Here is a 17,592-nt window from a genome sequence, read left to right as displayed (position 1 = left end):
CATAAATTAAAATCCTTATCTATGAAAAAGATTATTTTTAACAAACAACGAGATTTGATATCAATTATAGCACCGGCGTCAGGCTGTCTTGATGCTCGGGATAAATTAAAAGAAGCTATTAAAATACTAGCTTTGCATGGTTTTAAAACTTTAATAGATGATAAGATTTTTTTAGGTGATGAATTACCTTTTTTTGCTGCTCCTAAAGAGGAAAGGCTGAGGATGTTTAAAGAAGCTATGGAAAATGAGCAGGTTAAAATAATTTGGGCTTTTCGCAGTGGATATGGATGCAGTGAATTTGTAGAAGATTGTTTTAATATAAAGCAAAAAGGGGATAAAATCCTGATAGGCTATAGCGATATTACCGTTTTGCATTTATTACTAAATAACCATTACAATATCACAACTATTCACGGTTCAGTATTAACCTCATTACTACCGCCTACTAATCAGGCTATTATTCCTATAATAGATGTTCTTGAAGGGAAAAAGAGTGCAATACAACTTATACCTATAAATAAAATTAGTGAGGAAAATATAACCGGTAAAATAACAGGCGGCAATTTAACAGTTTTTAGCAAATTAATAGGAACTTCTATTGACTTAAAAAAGGGTAATATATTACTGCTTGAAGATATTAATGAAAAAGCCTATGCCGTGCATCGTAATCTAGTTCAATTAAAAAATGCCGGTACATTTGAATGTATAGAAGCAATAATTTTCGGTGATTTTACCGAAGGGGATGAGTTTGTAGAACAAGCTATAAAAAGTTTTTGTTTAAATCATATTCCGCATATAGAAGCTTATAAAGCTGACGGAATAGGGCATGGAGAGGTAAATCATCCGGTTATTATGAATCATGAAGTAATTATAAACAGTAATATTTTAAGTTTTACTAGCCCTTTTGAAATAGCAGAAAACAAATGATAAATTCTATCAGAATAGGTACAAGAAAAAGTCCACTTGCTTTAATACAAACTAATTTAGTTATTCAGCAAATCAAACAATTTTTTCCTGATATTAATTGCGAAATAGTACCCATTATTACTAGCGGTGATTTAATTCAAAATAAACCATTATACGATATAGGCGGTAAAGCTTTATTTTTAAAGGAAATAGAACAAGCCTTGCTTGACAAAAAAATTGACTTAGCGGTTCATTCTTTAAAAGACGTACCTGGTAGAATACCCGAAGAGCTAGTAATAGCTGCTGTTTTAGAGCGTGAAGACCCTAGAGACGTGTTTGTTTGTTTAAATTATAAATCCATAGAAGAACTGCCGCAAAATTCCGTAATAGGTAGCTCGGCAGTGCGAAGAAAAGCATTTATCCAAAAAATAAGACCGGATTTAAAGGTAACAATTTTTAGAGGGAATGTTGATTCAAGAATAAAAAAGCTAATGACCGGCGAAGTTGATGCAACAATTTTAGCATATGCGGGTCTGAAAAGGCTTGGAGCGTTTAATCCGGAATATTGCCATTTGATAGAATATTCGCAGATGTTACCGTGTGTAGGGCAGGGAGTCATTGCAATTGAGATACGACAGGATGATAATGCTATGCTTGAGATATGTAGCCGCATTAATCATCTTCCTACCTTTGAACTAATAAAACCCGAAAGAGCATTTTTAGAATATCTAGATGCTAATTGCCGTACACCGATTGCTGCTTATTCAAAATATCTAGATGCGGATAATATACAAACCGATTTCATGCTCGGTAATCTCGCCGGCAGTAAAATAATCTTCCACACCGAAGTCACCGATATAAATACCTCAAAAGAAGTGGGCATAAAAGTTGCTAAAATGATGTTGGATGAATTGGATTGATTAGTATTTTTATTGGTATTGCTAAGTAACGACTGATTGGTTAATAAATTAACGTCATTGCGAGAAAATTACAAAGTAATTGACGAAGCAATCTAGTTTTATTATTTTTATGGATTGCCGCAGCCACTTCGTGGCTTCGCAATGACGATATCTGTTGTTAGTTAGCAATACCTTTTTATTCAATAAACTAATAATTGCAATAAGTAGAATTTAGTGATATATAATTTTATTATTAAAAAAGATAATTGGTATGTAAATCTTATGTATCTTAAATTTTTACTTTCTGCTTTATTATTGATTTTTCCGCTGATAAGTAAAGCCAAAGCATATGATATAAGTGATACTTTTATAGAGTATTATAAACAGGGTGCAAAGTACTATCATGCTGGGCAATATGATTTAGCACTAAAATCATATAATAGGTCATGCCTCCATATTGCAGTTACGCCTATTAAAAAGCTATACGTTCAATAAAATACCAATAACCTTATCATGAATATCCAATGACTTGGAAAAGCAGATTGTCTTACGTGCAAGCCTCTTGCATCTCGTTCTAAGGTTCAAGTTACTTCGTTCTATCCGTTGAGTGTATTTTTTACTTATCACATCTTGTACCAAACGTATAAGCAACTACTTTTAACGAAATCTTATCCAAGGCATACCAAAGCCATCGTTGTCTGGATTTATTCTGTACATAAGACCATTGTTCATCTATCTCAGGAGCAATAATTACTTTTGTTGTACTGATAGAATGATTTATTGTTTTTAATACTAGATTTTTTAAAACACGGATAACTGTATTGATACCCACTTTTAATACTCTTACTGTATCTCTAACTCCAGAGCCGTTGATTGACATTTCTACTATTTGCTCCTTAACTCCAGGCTTAGATGCATTATTAATATACTCCAATTGAAAATATCGATTACACCGCTTGCATTGATATCTCTGTTGTTTTGAAATTGAATATCCTGACTTTATTACTTCTTCTGTGTTGTTACAATATCTACACTTAACATCTATTTTTGCCATAACTCCTTAACTATAATTCTCTCTTATTACTGTTTGAGGATTATAGACTATTTACTCTAAACTGCACGACCTATATAATAAAGCTCTAAAATTAAATCCTAACTTTGCAGAATTATATGCAGAGAAGGGTTTAACTTTAAGTAATTTAAAGCAATTTGAATTAGCTACTGAATGCTTTAGTAAAGCTTTAAAATTAAAACCTAAAGATTCAGGTTTATATCTCTTTAAAGGTTTAGGTTTATTAAATTTAAATAAGCCAGAGTTAGCACTTGAGGCATTAAATAAAGCGATAGAATTAAACCCTAATGAAATTGAGGCTTATAAATATAGAGGCATAGCTTTGCTCGCATTAAATAAGCCAAACTTAGCACTTGAGTCCTGTAATAAAGCAAAAGAAATAAAAATTAACGATAGCACTTTATATAACTGCAAATATACAGCTTTAAGTATATTAAAAAAATATGATTTAGCACTTGAAGCTTGCGATCAAGCTATTGAATTGAACTCTAATGATTCATATGCATACTATATTAAAGGTTCAATTTACAATGATTTAAGAAAGACTGATTTAGCTTTAGAAGCTTATAACAAAGCTATAGAGAGAAACCCTAGTAATTGGGAGTTTTATTTTAGTCAAAGTATGGCATTACATAGTCTTGAAAGATATGAACTAGCACTTCAAGCAGCCAATAATGCTATTAAATTAAATAATACTAATGCTGATTTATTTGTTTTTCAAGGTATGATTTTAAATAACCTAAAGAGATATAGTTTAGCAGTGGAAAGCTTTGATAAGGCTATAGAATTAGCACCTAGTGAGGCAAATGCTTACGCAGATAAAGCAGTAGTTTTATCACATATGGGTAAGTATGATTTAGCACTTGAAACAATAAACAAGGCACTAGAGTTAAATCCTGAAGACACTATAAACCAAGACGTCAAACAAACTATATTAAAAAACCAAGAAATGAAAGAATCTTTACTAAAAAAGTTAGGTAAATAACTAATATAAAATATCTAATGCTGGCTGGGAGCGTGGTACGTTATGCCGAACCTTTAACCGGTTTAGATTAGCCTTGATTCAGGCTTTCATTAAACCCCTTGTTATGTCTTAGTTAAAATCTGCTAGCCTAAAATATGGTTTATTACCCATATAAATATATGGACATTTATTATAAAACAAACTATTATTAAATTAATGATTATAGGTTAAAAATGTCTTGCTCTTTTGAATGGGATGAAGAAAAAAATAAAATTAATATAAGGAAGCATAATGTAAGTTTTTATGAAGCCCAAGAAGCTTTTCTAGATATGAATAGGATAATTTTAGAAGATATAGACCATAGTATTACAGAAAAAAGATATTTTTGTTTAGGTCAAGTTGATGGTAATATTTTAACAGTCCGTTTTATGTTTCGAGGTAATCATATAAGAATTTTTGGAGCAGGATACTGGCGTAAAGGTAAGAGAATTTATGAGCAAGAGAGTAAAATACACTGATGGGGAAATAGGGGAAGTAAAAATAGTAAAAGATTTCTTACCACATCCTAGAGAACTGTTGTTAAAAGACGATTGTGTAAAAGTAACCATTTCTTTAAGTAAAGAGAGCATAGAATTCTTTAAATCAGAAGCAGCAACTGCACATATTCCTTATCAAAAAATGATCAGAATGTTACTAGATAAATATACTAAGCATTATAAAGAAAATAAAAGAGCATAGAGCTGGCGGATAGGGTGGGATTCGAACCCACGGTACGGTTGCCCGTACGCCAGTTTTCAAGACTAGTGCCTTAAACCGCTCGGCCACCTATCCAAGAAGATTCATACCAAATAATCTTATATATTTCAAGGGAAATCTTGAAAAATGTTCTAGTTGTCATACCGTGGCTTGTCCACGGTATCCAGTAAAGCAACTAAAAATACTAATAATATTAGTATTTTTAACTGGATCCCGTGAATAAATCACGGGAGGACAGCGGTGGAATTGATCCACACAACAATGCCTCCACGGGATGACAGTGATTAAATTTAAATTACAAATCCGAATTGTTCTTTCACTTCGTTAACCGTTTCAGAGGCTCTAATTCTTGCTTTTTCTGCTCCAATGCGTAGTATTTTTAATAAATATTCTTTATCATTCATTAATTCTAAATATTTATCACGTATTGGTTGTAGATTTGTAATAATAATTTCTGCTAAATCCTCTTTAAATTTTGAAAAACCTTGGTTCTGATAATTATTGATTATTTTTTCTAAACTTTCTTCGGATAAACTTCTATAAATATCTAATAAATTACTAATTTCCGGCCTTGTTTCTTTATCATAGCTAACAAAGCTTAAATGATCAGTTTTGGCTTTTTTTATTTTTTGATGAATAAGATCATTATCGTCTTTTAAATTGATACGGGAAAAATCCGAAATATCAGATTTACTCATTTTCTTTAATCCATCCCGTAAGCTCATGATTCTTATACCTATTTCACTAATTAAAACCTCAGGAACTTTTAGAATTTCTTTATCAAATCTCCTATTTATCACCCCTGCAATATCTCTTGTTAGTTCTAGATGCTGTTTTTGGTCTTCACCCACAGGTACTATATCGGCTTTATATATCAATATATCCGCTGCCATAAGAACCGGATAGGAAAATAACCCAAGGCAAGCTTTCTCTTGATCGCTTCCGGCTTTATCTTTAAATTGGGTCATTCGCTTTAACCATCCAAGCGGTGTAACACAGTTTAGTAGCCAAGCAAGTTCTGCATGCTCTTTTACCATACTCTGGGCAAAAATCGTTACTTTGTCGGGGTTAAGCCCTGCCGCTAAATAAACGGCAAGAACCCCCATAATTGAATTATTAAGTTCTGAGGGCTTAATATCAACCGTGATAGCATGCAAATCCGCTAAGAAGAAAAAACAATTATATTCTTCCTGCATTTTAACCCAGTTTCTAATTGAACCTAAATAGTTACCGAGATGTAAAGAACCGGTTGCTTGCACACCGGAAAGAACAGTTTTTTTCATTATAATACCTTATTTATTTTACTTGTTGTAAAATTATGTTATATATACTCGATGAACTTGAAAAATTGGCAACAAAGTTTTTCATTTTTAATCCTCACGTAGATTTAACTACGCTGCGGTTAAAAATCTCAAAACGCCTTGCTCTTTTTCAAGTTGATCTTCGTATACTAAATTATATTAATTTTTTGTTAAATTATGCTTTGGCGTTTAAGGATTTTATCATTTTACGGATTATTATCGTTATTTACATTTATTTTTTTTCTTATATGTTACATACCCGTAACATTTTTCAATGTCAACTATCAAATAAGATACAGAATTGCCATTATTTTTTCTTATGCTTTTGTGTGGCTTGCAAAAATTTGTTGCGGTTTAAAATATGAAGTAGAGGGGCTTGAGAAATTACCGAAAACAATCTCAATAGTCGTGTCTAATCATCAATCCTTTTGGGATCAAATGTTTATGCAACTGATTATTCCTAAACATTCTTGGGTATTAAAGCGTGAATTATTTAATATACCCTTGCTTGGTTGGGGGCTTCGGATGGTTAAACCTATTGCGGTTGACCGTGGTACTAATAGCTCGGTTGCTCAGATTTTAAGAGAAGGTCAGGAAAAAATAAAAGAAGGGCTATGGTTAATAATATTTCCGGAATCAACCAAAGTCCCACCTGATAGAACAGTGAAATTTAAGCCAAGTGCCGTAAAGCTTGCTTCAATTACTAAAGTTCCAATTGTAATGATGGCTCATAATGCCGGTTTATTTTGGCCTAGAGGTTTTTGGTTCAAGCGACCTGGGACTATAAAGGTAAAAATTATTGGAGTAATAGAAAAAGAAGAAGTGGAGCAAACAGACGTACGTATTCTTAATGATAAGGTTGAAGAAATAATTAATAGTGAAAAGCAAAAATTATTAGGTTTTAAAAATAATTAGTATTATCATCAAATCACAACTTAGTTCTTATGGAGGTATTTATGGCAAGTACAGCACCGTTAAAATTAATTGCAGTTATCGATAGTAAGCAAATGATGCTTTACGACGCATTGGGGATTAAAATTACTACTAATAAACCTTTAAAATTATCTTTAGATTTAGAGGAACATCATCACCATAGAGAAAAAAGACAAAGCCTTTACCAGAATAAATCTACCCCAGGATCACTTTTTGAGCCGCATACTTCGCTAAAAGACATAGAACATAAAGAAGCAGCAAGGAGCGTTATTAAACATTTAGAGAAAGTAACTACTGCTGATCAAGCTAAATATAAGGAATTGATTATTGTAGCAGAACCGCAGATGCTTGGATGTGTTAGACAAGAACTTAAAAATGGTCTAAAAAAGATGGTTACTAAAGAAATCGCTAAGGATTTAGTACAACATAGTACAGATGCAGTCGAGCGAGCAGTATTTTCTTAGACCAAATAGTATTAACGTCATTGCGAGGAAAAATTGTAAATTTTGACGAAGCAATCTCAGGATATTTGACGAGATTGCCACGCAACCTACGGCTGCTCGCAATGACGACTACTTAGCTATATCTTCCAAAAATTTTTCAAATTGTTTTAAGTTATAGCTTTCAAACTCACCGTTTTCTGCCTGCTTAAATGATTCTAATGTTTCTTTATTAGGAATCTTAATATATTTACTTTTCATTTATTAGAAGCCTCATCCGCTATTTTAGTATATATGGCGGCATGCGTCAATACAATCATATTTTAATTAAGAATAGTTGCACTAATAAGAAAAAGTGGTAAAATATCATATCGAACAAATTAAATATTATGAATAATTATGCCGCAAATTTATTTTAACGGTCCGGAAGGACGAATTGAAGGAAGATATGCAAAAGCTACCTCGCCTAATGCCCCTATTGCATTAGTTCTTCATCCTCATCCTTTATATGAGGGTAATATGAATAATAAAGTAGTTTATAATGCCTATAAAATTTTAGCAGATAACGGTTATACCGTCTTACGTATTAATTTTAGAGGAGTAGGGGGATCGCAAGGTAAATTTGATAACGGAGTCGGTGAAGTTGTTGATGCTGGGGCAGCTCTCGACTGGTTACAGCAGAATAACCCAAATGCTCAGTCCAACCTGATATTAGGATTTTCTTTCGGAGCGTGGATAGCTATGCAGCTCGTAATGAGACGTCCGGAAATAAATCATTTTATTACTATTTCGCCGCCGGTTAATACAATTCATAAATATGACTTCTCTTTCCTTTCACCTTGTCCCATCCCAGGGTTTATATTACAGGGAGATAATGATAGTATAGTATCGGCGGATGATGTAAAAGACCTAGCAAATAGATTATCTAAGCAACAATCCCATATTAAAGTTGATTATAAAATTATCAATGGGGCTGACCATTTCTTTCGTTATAAAACTGAAGAATTTTCTAAAGCAATAAGTGATTATTTAATAACGATCCAATCTAATTATCATCACCATAATAACAATGTAAATGAAGAAATTAGTAAGAGCCAAAAGAAACTATTTTTATATTAGGTTTTATCTTATCCGTCATTGCGAGTAGGCATTGTTGCGTAGATACCAAAACTGTCATTGCGAGGAGCGAAGCGACGTGGCAATCTAGAAAATAATTAAAAAAATTCTGTAAATCAGAATTTTTAACTGGATTGCTTCGTCAATTACTACGTAATTCTTCTCGCAATGACGGAAAACGGTCCACGCAACAATGCCGTAGCGAAGTGCTTTATTGCATGGCTTGTTTTATGTCATTCCTACGAAAGCGGGAATCCAGTAAAACCTATAAAAAACTTGTTTTTTTAGGTTTGTTTTGCCAATATTAAGACTATTTTTTCTGGATTCCTGCTTTTAGCTAAGAATGACATGATACAACAACACCTATAATTCTAAATAAGCTTCTATTGCCAAAATTAATATTTCATCTTTTTTAGCATCTAATTGTTGAGTTAATTCTTCGTAAATTTGCCTATCTGATAGAGAAGTAAATTTTTTAAATAGCTGCACTAATTTTAAAGAAGGGATAATACGAAAAGCATCTTTTAATATTTTGGTCTTTTTATTAACATTAAGCTTATCATTTAAATTAAAGTAAAATTCTAGTAATTCATCGTTATAAAAATTTAAATCTATAGCTGTTTCCAAATAATCTATAGCATTAGCCGTATTATTACTTTCTACTTCTTGCTTTGCTGCTAATAAATAATACTCAGCAATTTCCGGCATAGACTCATGTTTATGAAATTTTGCGAGCTTATTTGTTATAAAAATAAATTTCGTCCATAGAGAAAGTCTAGCATAACAACGCATTAAAGTAATTAAATTGTCACTATCAAGTTCATTGAAATTATAAGCCTTTGTTGCGTAATTTTCTGCTTTCTCATACAAGGATTTATCATAATAAAGTTTTGCTAGGTTTTTGCTACTGAAAAAAGCGAATTCTTTAGATGCAATAAGTTTTTGAAAATAGGAAATTTTTCTATCTACATCCTCTTCAGTTACGGCTAAGATTAAATTATGGAATTCTTGTGAATCTTTTAGATCTTCAGAAGATAAATTTTTGCGGGCAATAGAAGCAGATTTAGCTTTATTACTCATAATATATTCGGCAAAAGCTAAAATTAAAGTATATCTATCATGATTAACTTTTCGTTTATTAAAAATATTATGTATTTTAGACGGTAAATCGATAATTAATATTAGAAATCTAATGACAATAAAACAAGAAATTAGTAATAATAACCCTAAAATAAGACTAAAGAACAAAGTAGTCTCAATATTATAATCGTATAAACTAATAAAAACTTTTGAATCAAAGCTCTCTATTAAAGTGAACCCAAAATAAAGTAGTAAAAAAGTAGCACATATTAATAATAACCTAAACATCTTTATTTACAAACTCCTGCATAAATTTTTCTGAATAAAGAAAATCGATTAGATAGTTTAATTTCTCTAAAATTAGAGCTTTATCTTGTTCTTTTATTATCATAGCAGAAGGTTTTTTCTCAATTTTGATAAATTTCTCCAGCCATTTATGGTTGGTAGGAAAAATTACTTCCGTATTACTTGATTTCGAGAAAAGATAATTATTATTATATGCTTCTAGGCTAGTTAAAATATTCTTTATATCTTGAGGCAGCAGGCGGGATTTTACTATTCTTAACTCCTTACTATAGTCTTTATCCTGCATGAAATTATATACTAATAGATTTACATTTAATAAGTAATTAATATAATCCACTGAATATTGTTTAATAGGAGCTTCTACATTATTATCCCGTAGCTTGACCGAGGAATCCGGTTCCGGTGCTTCAGGGAACTTTAAAGAACTTACGTAATTTAAAAGCGATTTAGTAGATAATAGAGGGGCTGCTTCCTTTTCTTCTGCGGTATTTTCTTTATTTTCTACTGCTTGATCAGGAATTTGACTTAAATCTTTATTTTCACTTTTAAACAGTTTTAAAATATCGGCTCTATTATGATAAAAAGTAAAAGAAGATAAGACAAATATTACTATTGCTATAAAAAAGATATTTTTGCTTTTAAATAAACTATCAAATTTTTGCATTTTCGGATAATAACTTGATTATATCGTTAGGATTTTGATCATCACAATAAACCACATTTTTTATAAAAGGTCTAACTATATTTGCAACTTTCAAACTTATAGCTACAACTAAACTATCTTGTAAATATTCTAGTAAATTATTTTGAAGTAATAATCTTAAAAAAGTTTTAGCACTATTCTGAGAATAAAGAAGTACAAAGTCAATATTACTTTTAAATTCTTTTACAACAGATAACGGCAGCTCATTCAAATATTCTACATTATAAATGATATGTCTAGCTATTTTATTAGGCAAATCTTTAGTAATTTCATTTGAAGATAAATATATAGTCTGCTCATATAAATCAGGAGGAAAATGCTTAATCAAATCTTCCACGTTTTTAGCAGTATAAATTACTTTCTTGCCTAATAATCGTTTTGACTTACTACCTACTACCCAAATATCTTGTTTTAAGTTATGACCGGCTAAGATATTTGCTGCGTATTTACTAGTAATTATTATATTTGAGTAATTATCTAAAATATCAATATTAAAATCTAGAGTTTCATATTTAATTAAAGGACAATGAATATAATGCAAATCTAAATTATATTTACTTATTTCTTTTATAGTTTCATTATTTTCTTCAATATTTCTAGTTAATAAAACCGATTTCATACAATATTTGTACTCCAATATAAAAAGCAACTGCCCAAATAATAATAGCAGCTATTTTATTAATTATGGTTAAAATCGTACTACTTTTATTTAGCTTTCTGATATTATAACCTGCAACTGCTAAAGAAAAAAACCATATCCAAGATATAAATATACAAGTTAAGGTAAATATAATTTTTGCAATACCGTTATACTTTAAAGCACTAGTACCTATTACTATAATCGTATCCATAATAGCATGAGGATTTAATATTGACACCGATATAGCAAATAAAATTTGTTTTTTAGCTGAAAAAGCCCCGGAATTCATTGTAAGATCAATAGGCGGCTGATTCCAAGTATTATATCCCATATAAATTAAAAAAATAAATCCAACAATAAATATAGATAATTTTAACCAAGAAATTTCAAGAATTAATAAAGATACCCCAAGAACTGCCATACATATAAGAATAGTATCACATATTGAGGCTGCAATTATGCTAGGTAAAGCCTTACTAAACTTTGGCTGTTTTGCTCCTTGATTAAATATAAAAATATTCTGTACTCCGAGCGGCACTATTAAACCAAGAGCTAAAACAATACCATGTAAAAAAGCACTTAATATATCATTCATTATTGTAATTTAGTTTTTATCTTTAATAATATTAACAAAGAGGGGATAGTTATAATAGTAGTAAATAAAAAGAAATTTTGCCAACCGAAATTTACTACCATATAGCCTGAAATTATAGGAAAAATTGAGCGTGAAATTCCCATCATCGACGAAAGAAAAGAATATTGAGTAGCTCGAAATTTACCTTGGCATAGCGAAGAAATAAAAGCTATATAAGCAGTCATCGTCATACCACCAGTAATACTTTCTATTCCTATCGTGATAAATAATAATAAAGAATTTTTACCGTTTATTTCAAGAAAAATAAACAAAATATGTCCTAAAGCATGAATAATCCCAAATAAAAATATACTATTTAATATATTTTTATGTTTCATAATAAAGCCACCAAGTAGTCCGCCGATTATCGCTCCTACAACACCCCAAAACTTTCCGACGCTTGCTATCTCAAAAGCATCATATCCAAGATGAAGCAAAAACGGATTAATCATAGCGTTAATTAAGTTATCCGGTAATCTATATAATACTAGGAAAATTAATATAAGAATAATGAAGTATGCGAGGCTGATGTCATTCCCGCTTTCTATGTCATTCCCGCGAAAGCGGGAATCCAGAAAGATCTTTAAGAAATTAGAATAATAACGTTTTATAAAAAATTCATTGTTTGGATTCCCGCTTCCGCAGGAATGACATAAAAAGGAGGGGGAATGACATATTCTTTCTTCAACGAGACCAAAAGAATTAGTATATCTAGCAGCTACAATCAATAAAATTAAATAAATAAATACTAAGCCGGCAAAGATTTTATATATTTCATTAAATGTAAAATAAATAGATAAATAAATAGCTCCGGAACCGGCTAAAAGCATCCCGATTCGATAACCGAATATATATATTCCTGAAGTAAACCCAAGCGATTCTTTAGGTACTATTTCCGTTCTTAAAGCACTTAATATAGTATCTTGGGCTGCACTAAAAAAGAAATAATTAAAGCCGTAAAGGTAAATAATACTAGATTAGTACGAGGATCTAGAAAGCTGAAAATATATATAAGAAATATTAACGCAGTACTAGTTAAGCAAATCCAAGATAATCTATGACCGAATATTTTGTTTAAATATTTAATTTGCACTGCATCAAAAATCGGTGCTAACAAGAAATTAATAGAGTAGGGAAGCGTTATGAATGATAATATACCGATTGTTTGCAGTGCTATATCCTCTTTAGCAAGCCAATAATTTAAAGTATTACCGGTAATCATTAGATTAAAACCGCTAATAAGCCCAAACAACCAAATAATAAGTAAATGAGAGTTATTTAACATGAATTTTATATATGTATTAATTTTATGATGTGGGTCTTATTGCATGATTCGGAAAACCTACTCGATGTCATTCCCGCGTAGGCAGGGATCCAAAAAAATAACTTCAATAAGTTTTTTATAGATTTTACTGGATTCCCACCTACACGGGAATGACATAAAATGAGCCATATAACAAAGCTTATGATGTGCGACCATGATAATTGTTGTGACACTGTCACAACAATTTCTTGATAAGGATATAATTTAGAAAATTTAACCATACGTGAAAGGTTAGCAAAATCAAAACCATTGCCATATAGTAGGGTTAACCTTTTAGCTATTTGAGATAATATTTGCTATCCATATTCAGCCCGTTTATTGTTTAGAATTTCTTGATTAATAAGAGAACCAATATGCCAATATAACATTACTAAAGTACTATTAGTGTAACTTGCTACTTGCGATTTAGCTGATTCAATTTGATAAATTATATTACTTACAAGAGTAGTAGGTAATTCGTAAATATTATTATTAGGGATGAGCTGCTTTTTAGAAGGCATTTTTATCTGATAAAGTTAAAATGAATAGTTTAAATTATATACGATTTAAGTTAAGAAGAGAAAGAAAAAATAGTTATAATCTTTTTAGAAATCTTCACAGAGCCTAATAATTATTGCTCTTTTGTTATTAATTGTTAAAATCCGTGCATTAATTTTTTATAAATATAAATGTCTCGTACGAATTTAATATTATCCTTTTTTATTTTTCTACTGATAATAGTTATTACTACTTTTTTCATAAGTAATTACAGAATGCATAAAAATACAAGTTGTATTATGGATATTGGAACTTATAGTTATAAAAAGTTCTATAGTACCATACGTGAAGATCAATTAAATTTTGATCTAGTACTTGAGCAATTAGAAGATAGCGAATCTTTAAACTCAAGAGATAAAGCAAGGTTAGAAAAAATTTGCTCTTTTCAAGTAGAAGAAGGAATGGTACGTTTAGAGGTAGCAAAGGGTTATGATTGCTTACTACGTCTTTATCTAGACAAAAATGCTCCTTTAGTTCAGCAATATAAAGCGATTAAAAACGGTAGCTACGGTTTAGATACTTTATATACTAAAAAAGCTGCGATTAATTTAGCTAAACTCATTATTTTAGGTCACGAAGGAAAAGTAAAAGAAATATTAGAAATAAAAAATGATGATGATTTCCTAAAATATTATAGCGGTTATACAGCGGATGAGATTCCTTTTTTAAATAGTTTAATCTCTCTTAATATACCGGAACTTACTGCTAGATGTTTATATAGGCTTAGCTTAATTCATTTACTAGGCAGGTCATCTTTTAATGAAAAAACTATACAAACTGATTATAAGCTTGCCATAGAAGAAATACAAAATGTAATTAAGTTAACCGGTATAAGGCAAAATAACATACTCGATATAGCATTAACTATTAATGATAAGTTTGCTATTCATGCCAGTACAGTAATAGCCTCTAGTTTACTAAATAGCGATTTAGATAGTTTCTATAGATTTCATATTGTTATGGATTCTAATGACCCTGTTAGTCAAGAATCAATGGAAAAACTAGCTTCCATGAAATATATCAGAGATTATTCTATAGATTTTATTACTTTTCCTGAAAATATATTAAATCAAGCTTTAAAAGATAAGAAAATAAAATTTACGTATAATTGGCCTAGTTTAGTAATGTATAGGTTATATTTTGATCAAATCTTTCCTCATCTAGACTCTATATTATATCTTGATGCGGATATTGTAGTGTTGCATGATTTGAATTCTCTTAAAAAAATAGATATGAGTAATTATATTGCCGCAGGTAGCATAGATACAGGTATTACATATTGTAATCATAAATTGATAAAAGAATGTAAAAGAAATATGGATCATTCTTACAAAAATAGCGGGATAGTATTTTTAAACTTAAAAAATATGCGAGAAAAACAAACTGAATCTACGATATTAGAAACTATAAAAAAATCAGAATGTGACTTTTCGTTTCCTGATCAAGATGTGTTAAATATAGCTTTTCATGATTACATTTATCCTTTGTCGATGAGATGGAACTTTTTGACATATTTTGAGGATCAAAGCCCTTATTTTTCTTACTTCATTTTACACTATGCAGGACCTAAGCCATGGACTACCGATAAGCATGAACTATGGAAGACAAATCAGGACAAATTAGATAAAATCACAAAATATTACTGGCGATATAGAGAAATAACACCTTGGAGTAATATAAATTAATTATTTTAATTGACTTTAGCACTTAAGAGATTTAAAAGTTAACTTTAATATGTAAGGTTACAATAAAAATGTTACCGCCTAAAATTTTCTTTGAAAAAGTTAAAGAAATAATTTGGCCTATAGAAAGGAAAGAATTTAAGCTATTTATACCTATGGCTTTAATGATGTTATGTATCCTTTTTAATTTTGGGGCTTTAAGATCTATCAAAGATAGTTTAGTAGTACCCTCTATGGGGGCCGAAATTATTAGTTTCTTAAAATTATGGTTAGTATTACCCTCGTGCGTAATTTTTACCGTACTTTATGTTAAGCTTAGTAATAAATTAAATTTTGAATATATTTTCTACATTATAGTCGGCAGTTTTTTACTATTTTTCTTATTATTTGCCTATATTATTTATCCCAATCAAGATATTTATCATCCTAACGATGAAATGATAAATAATTTAATTGCTTCATACCCTAATTTTAAATGGTTCATTAAAATAGGTAGTAAATGGAGTTATGCACTGATGTATATTTTCTCAGAATTATGGAGTGCAGTAGTCATAAACTTAATGTTTTGGCAGTTTGCCAATCACATTTTTGATACTTCTAAAGCTAAAAGATTCTATCCAGTTCTTGGAATGGTCGGTAATATAGGTCTTATAATAGCAGGCAGCGTACTTGTCTTTTTCTCAAGCGGGCAGGATGTCATTGATTCAGAATTATTACCGGATTCTTTTAATTCATCTGCCGGAAATGCTATAATGCTTCAGCCAATCATGTCAATTATTGTTGCTGCAGGAATAGTTGCTATGCTTCTATTTAGAATAATAAATAGATTTATTTTAACGGATTCCATAAATGTTTTAGATACAAAAAAAGTTACGGCTAAAACGAAAACAAAACTTTCGGTAATTGAAAGTATCAAATTAGTAATTCACTCAAAATATATAGGTCGTATTGCTTTACTAATAATTTGTTATGGATTATTAATAAATATAGTCGAAGGACCTTGGAAAGCAAAAATAAAAGAATTACATCCAAACACTATAGACTATGTTAACTTTATGGGCAGGTTTAATATTTGGATGGGGATATCATGCGTTACTTTCATGGTAATAGGCAGCAATATCCTTAGAAGGCTCGGTTGGCTCATTTCTGCATTATTAACTCCTATTATGTTGTCTATTACCGGCTTGATGTTTTTTATCTTTATAATTTTTATTGAAGAAATAGGAGCATGTTTCGGTGATTTTAATCTTCTATATGCAGCGATTATTGTTGGAGCTATTCAGAACATACTTAGTAAATCGTCCAAATACTCATTATTCGATTCAACAAAAGAAATGGCGTATATTCCTTTATCTTTAGAGCTTAGAACTAAGGGAAAAGCTGCCGTAGAGGTAATAGGTACTAAATTCGGTAAATCGCTTGGAGCATTTATACAGTCTTTGATATTTATTATTATTCCGACTGCTACCTTTGATTCTATTATAATATATTTATTAGTAATTTTTATAGTTATGATGAGTTTATGGATTTGGAACGTTATAAAATTAAATAAGGAATATATAGAGCTGTGTAAGTAGATTGGGTTTTAAATACTTTTTATTATATTAGTTGCTAAATTGTACCAATTATGGTACATTATTATAATGCTTAATACATCAAAAACTCTTACTGTAAAATTTTACCGTTCTATAACTAAAAAAGAACCGGTACGCGATTGGTTACTTGAATTAGACCCTAAAGATTGTAAAATCATTGGTACAGACATTAAAGTCATAGAATATTTTTGACCAATTGGAATGCCTGTATGTAAATCTTTAGGTAAAGGAATGTATGAAGTAAGATCAAATTTAACAGATGGCAAAATAGGAAGAGTATTTTTTTGTGTAGCAGATAATAAAATGATTCTATTGCATGGGTTTTTAAAAAAATCTCAAAAAACTCCTGATAAAGAATTAGACTTAGCATTTAAAAGAAAAAAAGAGGTAGAATTATGAATAAACTTAATCAAAAGTATATTGGTTCTAATTTTGATGATTTTCTTAATGAAATAGGAATATTAGAAGAGGTAACAGCAGTAGCTCATAAGCGTATTATTGCACAGCAAATAAAACAGATTATGGAACAAAAACACATAACAAAATCAGAAATGGCTGAAAAAATGGAAACAAGTAGATCAGCTGTAAATAGACTTCTAAACCCTAACAACCCTAATGTTACTATTGATACTCTTGATCGTGCCGCTATTGCTCTAGGAATGAAATTAAATATTTCTTTAATTTGATTTCTTATTTAAATTAAA

General features: G+C 30.3%; 19 protein-coding genes, 1 tRNA gene and 6 pseudogenes. 15 read left to right on the top strand and 11 right to left on the bottom strand.

Translation table 11 applies throughout. The annotated features are described in order from the left end of the window. Window positions 1-21 precede the first annotated feature (21 nt). The 3 genes from ACNFN7_RS00250 (at window position 22) to ACNFN7_RS00240 (ending at window position 2,300) form a co-directional block, all read left to right on the top strand. Complete coding sequence (locus ACNFN7_RS00250; protein WP_485440401.1) at window positions 22-927, top strand: LD-carboxypeptidase; 906 nt, start codon at window positions 22-24, stop codon at window positions 925-927. Continuing rightward, complete coding sequence (gene hemC / locus ACNFN7_RS00245) at window positions 924-1,826, top strand: hydroxymethylbilane synthase (protein WP_485440400.1); 903 nt, start codon at window positions 924-926, stop codon at window positions 1,824-1,826. The genes ACNFN7_RS00250 and hemC overlap by 4 nt, the downstream gene beginning before the upstream one ends. Before the next feature lie 213 nt (window positions 1,827-2,039). Beyond that, window positions 2,040-2,300 (top strand): hypothetical protein, encoded by a 261-nt coding sequence (locus tag ACNFN7_RS00240; RefSeq protein ID WP_485440399.1) that lies wholly within the window; start codon window positions 2,040-2,042, stop codon window positions 2,298-2,300. Here the strand turns inward: ACNFN7_RS00240 and ACNFN7_RS00235 are convergent. Continuing rightward, a pseudogene (locus ACNFN7_RS00235) lies at window positions 2,286-2,859 on the bottom strand (IS1 family transposase). The gene ACNFN7_RS00240 and the pseudogene ACNFN7_RS00235 sit on opposite strands and share 15 nt — an antisense overlap. 49 nt (window positions 2,860-2,908) lie before the next feature. On the opposite strand from ACNFN7_RS00235, the gene ACNFN7_RS00230 reads away from it, so the two are divergent. The 3 genes from ACNFN7_RS00230 (at window position 2,909) to ACNFN7_RS00220 (ending at window position 4,579) form a co-directional block, all read left to right on the top strand. Further along, complete coding sequence (locus ACNFN7_RS00230; RefSeq protein WP_485440848.1) at window positions 2,909-3,862, top strand: tetratricopeptide repeat protein; 954 nt, start codon at window positions 2,909-2,911, stop codon at window positions 3,860-3,862. A gap of 212 nt (window positions 3,863-4,074) precedes the next feature. After that, window positions 4,075-4,359 (top strand): BrnT family toxin, encoded by a 285-nt coding sequence (locus tag ACNFN7_RS00225; RefSeq protein WP_485440398.1) that lies wholly within the window; start codon window positions 4,075-4,077, stop codon window positions 4,357-4,359. Further along, window positions 4,334-4,579 carry a CopG family transcriptional regulator gene (locus ACNFN7_RS00220; protein ID WP_485440397.1) on the top strand — a complete coding sequence of 82 codons (246 nt, stop codon included), beginning with the start codon at window positions 4,334-4,336 and terminating at the stop codon, window positions 4,577-4,579. The genes ACNFN7_RS00225 and ACNFN7_RS00220 overlap by 26 nt, the downstream gene beginning before the upstream one ends. Window positions 4,580-4,582: 3 nt before the next feature. Here the strand turns inward: ACNFN7_RS00220 and ACNFN7_RS00215 are convergent. After that, a tRNA-Ser gene (locus ACNFN7_RS00215) sits at window positions 4,583-4,672 on the bottom strand. A 215-nt stretch (window positions 4,673-4,887) separates the two neighbouring features. Then, the gene (gene trpS, locus ACNFN7_RS00210; protein ID WP_485440396.1) at window positions 4,888-5,880 is read right to left on the bottom strand and encodes a tryptophan--tRNA ligase; all 993 of its coding nucleotides are present in this window, start codon (window positions 5,878-5,880) and stop codon (window positions 4,888-4,890) included. Window positions 5,881-6,075: 195 nt separating this feature from the next. On the opposite strand from trpS, the gene ACNFN7_RS00205 reads away from it, so the two are divergent. After that, a complete protein-coding gene (locus tag ACNFN7_RS00205; RefSeq protein WP_485440395.1) occupies window positions 6,076-6,813 on the top strand; it encodes a lysophospholipid acyltransferase family protein in 738 nt (245 codons plus the stop codon). A gap of 41 nt (window positions 6,814-6,854) precedes the next feature. Next, the gene (locus tag ACNFN7_RS00200; RefSeq protein ID WP_485440394.1) at window positions 6,855-7,295 is read left to right on the top strand and encodes a host attachment protein; all 441 of its coding nucleotides are present in this window, start codon (window positions 6,855-6,857) and stop codon (window positions 7,293-7,295) included. Between the two features lie 108 nt (window positions 7,296-7,403). On the opposite strand, the gene ACNFN7_RS00195 is transcribed toward ACNFN7_RS00200, so the two are convergent. After that, entirely contained in the window at window positions 7,404-7,532 is a 129-nt protein-coding gene (locus tag ACNFN7_RS00195; RefSeq protein ID WP_485440393.1) for a hypothetical protein, read from the bottom strand. A 138-nt stretch (window positions 7,533-7,670) separates the two neighbouring features. Between ACNFN7_RS00195 and ACNFN7_RS00190 the strand changes: the two genes are divergently transcribed. Next, window positions 7,671-8,390 carry an alpha/beta hydrolase gene (locus ACNFN7_RS00190; RefSeq protein WP_485440392.1) on the top strand — a complete coding sequence of 240 codons (720 nt, stop codon included), beginning with the start codon at window positions 7,671-7,673 and terminating at the stop codon, window positions 8,388-8,390. A gap of 31 nt (window positions 8,391-8,421) precedes the next feature. Further along, window positions 8,422-8,566 (top strand): annotated as a pseudogene (locus ACNFN7_RS00185) (zinc ABC transporter substrate-binding protein); the annotation flags it as partial. Between the two features lie 184 nt (window positions 8,567-8,750). On the opposite strand, the gene ACNFN7_RS00180 reads toward ACNFN7_RS00185, so the two are convergent. From ACNFN7_RS00180 to ACNFN7_RS00150, 7 genes and pseudogenes are all read right to left on the bottom strand, one after another. After that, on the bottom strand, window positions 8,751-9,755 hold the full coding sequence (locus ACNFN7_RS00180; protein ID WP_485440391.1) for a tetratricopeptide repeat protein: 1,005 nt from the start codon (window positions 9,753-9,755) through the stop codon (window positions 8,751-8,753). Continuing rightward, window positions 9,748-10,113 (bottom strand): annotated as a pseudogene (locus ACNFN7_RS00175) (hypothetical protein); the annotation flags it as partial. The gene ACNFN7_RS00180 and the pseudogene ACNFN7_RS00175, both read right to left, overlap by 8 nt. A 63-nt stretch (window positions 10,114-10,176) precedes the next feature. Continuing rightward, a pseudogene (locus tag ACNFN7_RS00170) lies at window positions 10,177-10,437 on the bottom strand (hypothetical protein); the annotation flags it as partial. Beyond that, entirely contained in the window at window positions 10,424-11,095 is a 672-nt protein-coding gene (locus ACNFN7_RS00165) for a uroporphyrinogen-III synthase (protein ID WP_485440390.1), read from the bottom strand. The pseudogene ACNFN7_RS00170 and the gene ACNFN7_RS00165, both read right to left, overlap by 14 nt. Then, a complete protein-coding gene (locus ACNFN7_RS00160; RefSeq protein ID WP_485440847.1) occupies window positions 11,073-11,714 on the bottom strand; it encodes a LysE/ArgO family amino acid transporter in 642 nt (213 codons plus the stop codon). The genes ACNFN7_RS00165 and ACNFN7_RS00160 overlap by 23 nt, the downstream gene beginning before the upstream one ends. After that, window positions 11,711-13,035: pseudogene (locus ACNFN7_RS00155) on the bottom strand (AmpG family muropeptide MFS transporter). The gene ACNFN7_RS00160 and the pseudogene ACNFN7_RS00155 overlap by 4 nt, the downstream one beginning before the upstream one ends. A gap of 5 nt (window positions 13,036-13,040) precedes the next feature. Next, window positions 13,041-13,574: pseudogene (locus tag ACNFN7_RS00150) on the bottom strand (DUF1016 N-terminal domain-containing protein). Window positions 13,575-13,826: 252 nt separating this feature from the next. Here ACNFN7_RS00150 and ACNFN7_RS00145 point away from each other — a divergent pair. The 5 genes from ACNFN7_RS00145 (at window position 13,827) to ACNFN7_RS00125 (ending at window position 17,574) form a co-directional block, all read left to right on the top strand. Beyond that, a complete protein-coding gene (locus tag ACNFN7_RS00145; protein ID WP_485440389.1) occupies window positions 13,827-15,296 on the top strand; it encodes a glycosyltransferase family 8 protein in 1,470 nt (489 codons plus the stop codon). A 68-nt stretch (window positions 15,297-15,364) separates the two neighbouring features. Beyond that, window positions 15,365-16,870, top strand: coding sequence for a nucleotide exchange transporter Tlc3 (tlc3, locus tag ACNFN7_RS00140; protein WP_485440388.1), 1,506 nt, complete (start codon window positions 15,365-15,367; stop codon window positions 16,868-16,870). A 66-nt stretch (window positions 16,871-16,936) separates the two neighbouring features. Further along, window positions 16,937-17,080: a hypothetical protein gene (locus tag ACNFN7_RS00135; RefSeq protein WP_485440387.1), complete on the top strand. Its 144-nt coding sequence runs from the start codon at window positions 16,937-16,939 to the stop codon at window positions 17,078-17,080. Between the two features lie 9 nt (window positions 17,081-17,089). Further along, the gene (locus ACNFN7_RS00130; RefSeq protein ID WP_485440386.1) at window positions 17,090-17,287 is read left to right on the top strand and encodes a type II toxin-antitoxin system RelE/ParE family toxin; all 198 of its coding nucleotides are present in this window, start codon (window positions 17,090-17,092) and stop codon (window positions 17,285-17,287) included. Further along, window positions 17,284-17,574 carry a helix-turn-helix domain-containing protein gene (locus tag ACNFN7_RS00125; protein ID WP_485440385.1) on the top strand — a complete coding sequence of 97 codons (291 nt, stop codon included), beginning with the start codon at window positions 17,284-17,286 and terminating at the stop codon, window positions 17,572-17,574. The genes ACNFN7_RS00130 and ACNFN7_RS00125 overlap by 4 nt, the downstream gene beginning before the upstream one ends. Window positions 17,575-17,592 lie beyond the last annotated feature (18 nt).

It is taken from the genome of Rickettsia sp. MAE-05 (assembly GCF_057319745.1).
The sequence above is the reverse complement of the archived record's forward strand: the minus strand, read 5'-3'. Positions and strand labels throughout refer to the sequence as shown.

Coding starts and splice junctions, on each gene's coding strand:
- ACNFN7_RS00250 (WP_485440401.1), top strand. CDS start 22: ATGAAAAAGATTATTTTTAACAAACAACGAGATTTGATATCAATTATA.
- hemC (WP_485440400.1), top strand. CDS start 924: ATGATAAATTCTATCAGAATAGGTACAAGAAAAAGTCCACTTGCTTTA.
- ACNFN7_RS00225 (WP_485440398.1), top strand. CDS start 4,075: ATGTCTTGCTCTTTTGAATGGGATGAAGAAAAAAATAAAATTAATATA.
- ACNFN7_RS00220 (WP_485440397.1), top strand. CDS start 4,334: ATGAGCAAGAGAGTAAAATACACTGATGGGGAAATAGGGGAAGTAAAA.
- trpS (WP_485440396.1), bottom strand. CDS start 5,880: ATGAAAAAAACTGTTCTTTCCGGTGTGCAAGCAACCGGTTCTTTACAT.
- ACNFN7_RS00205 (WP_485440395.1), top strand. CDS start 6,076: ATGCTTTGGCGTTTAAGGATTTTATCATTTTACGGATTATTATCGTTA.
- ACNFN7_RS00200 (WP_485440394.1), top strand. CDS start 6,855: ATGGCAAGTACAGCACCGTTAAAATTAATTGCAGTTATCGATAGTAAG.
- ACNFN7_RS00195 (WP_485440393.1), bottom strand. CDS start 7,532: ATGAAAAGTAAATATATTAAGATTCCTAATAAAGAAACATTAGAATCA.
- ACNFN7_RS00190 (WP_485440392.1), top strand. CDS start 7,671: ATGCCGCAAATTTATTTTAACGGTCCGGAAGGACGAATTGAAGGAAGA.
- ACNFN7_RS00180 (WP_485440391.1), bottom strand. CDS start 9,755: ATGTTTAGGTTATTATTAATATGTGCTACTTTTTTACTACTTTATTTT.
- ACNFN7_RS00165 (WP_485440390.1), bottom strand. CDS start 11,095: ATGAAATCGGTTTTATTAACTAGAAATATTGAAGAAAATAATGAAACT.
- ACNFN7_RS00145 (WP_485440389.1), top strand. CDS start 13,827: ATGCATAAAAATACAAGTTGTATTATGGATATTGGAACTTATAGTTAT.
- tlc3 (WP_485440388.1), top strand. CDS start 15,365: ATGTTACCGCCTAAAATTTTCTTTGAAAAAGTTAAAGAAATAATTTGG.
- ACNFN7_RS00135 (WP_485440387.1), top strand. CDS start 16,937: ATGCTTAATACATCAAAAACTCTTACTGTAAAATTTTACCGTTCTATA.
- ACNFN7_RS00130 (WP_485440386.1), top strand. CDS start 17,090: ATGCCTGTATGTAAATCTTTAGGTAAAGGAATGTATGAAGTAAGATCA.
- ACNFN7_RS00125 (WP_485440385.1), top strand. CDS start 17,284: ATGAATAAACTTAATCAAAAGTATATTGGTTCTAATTTTGATGATTTT.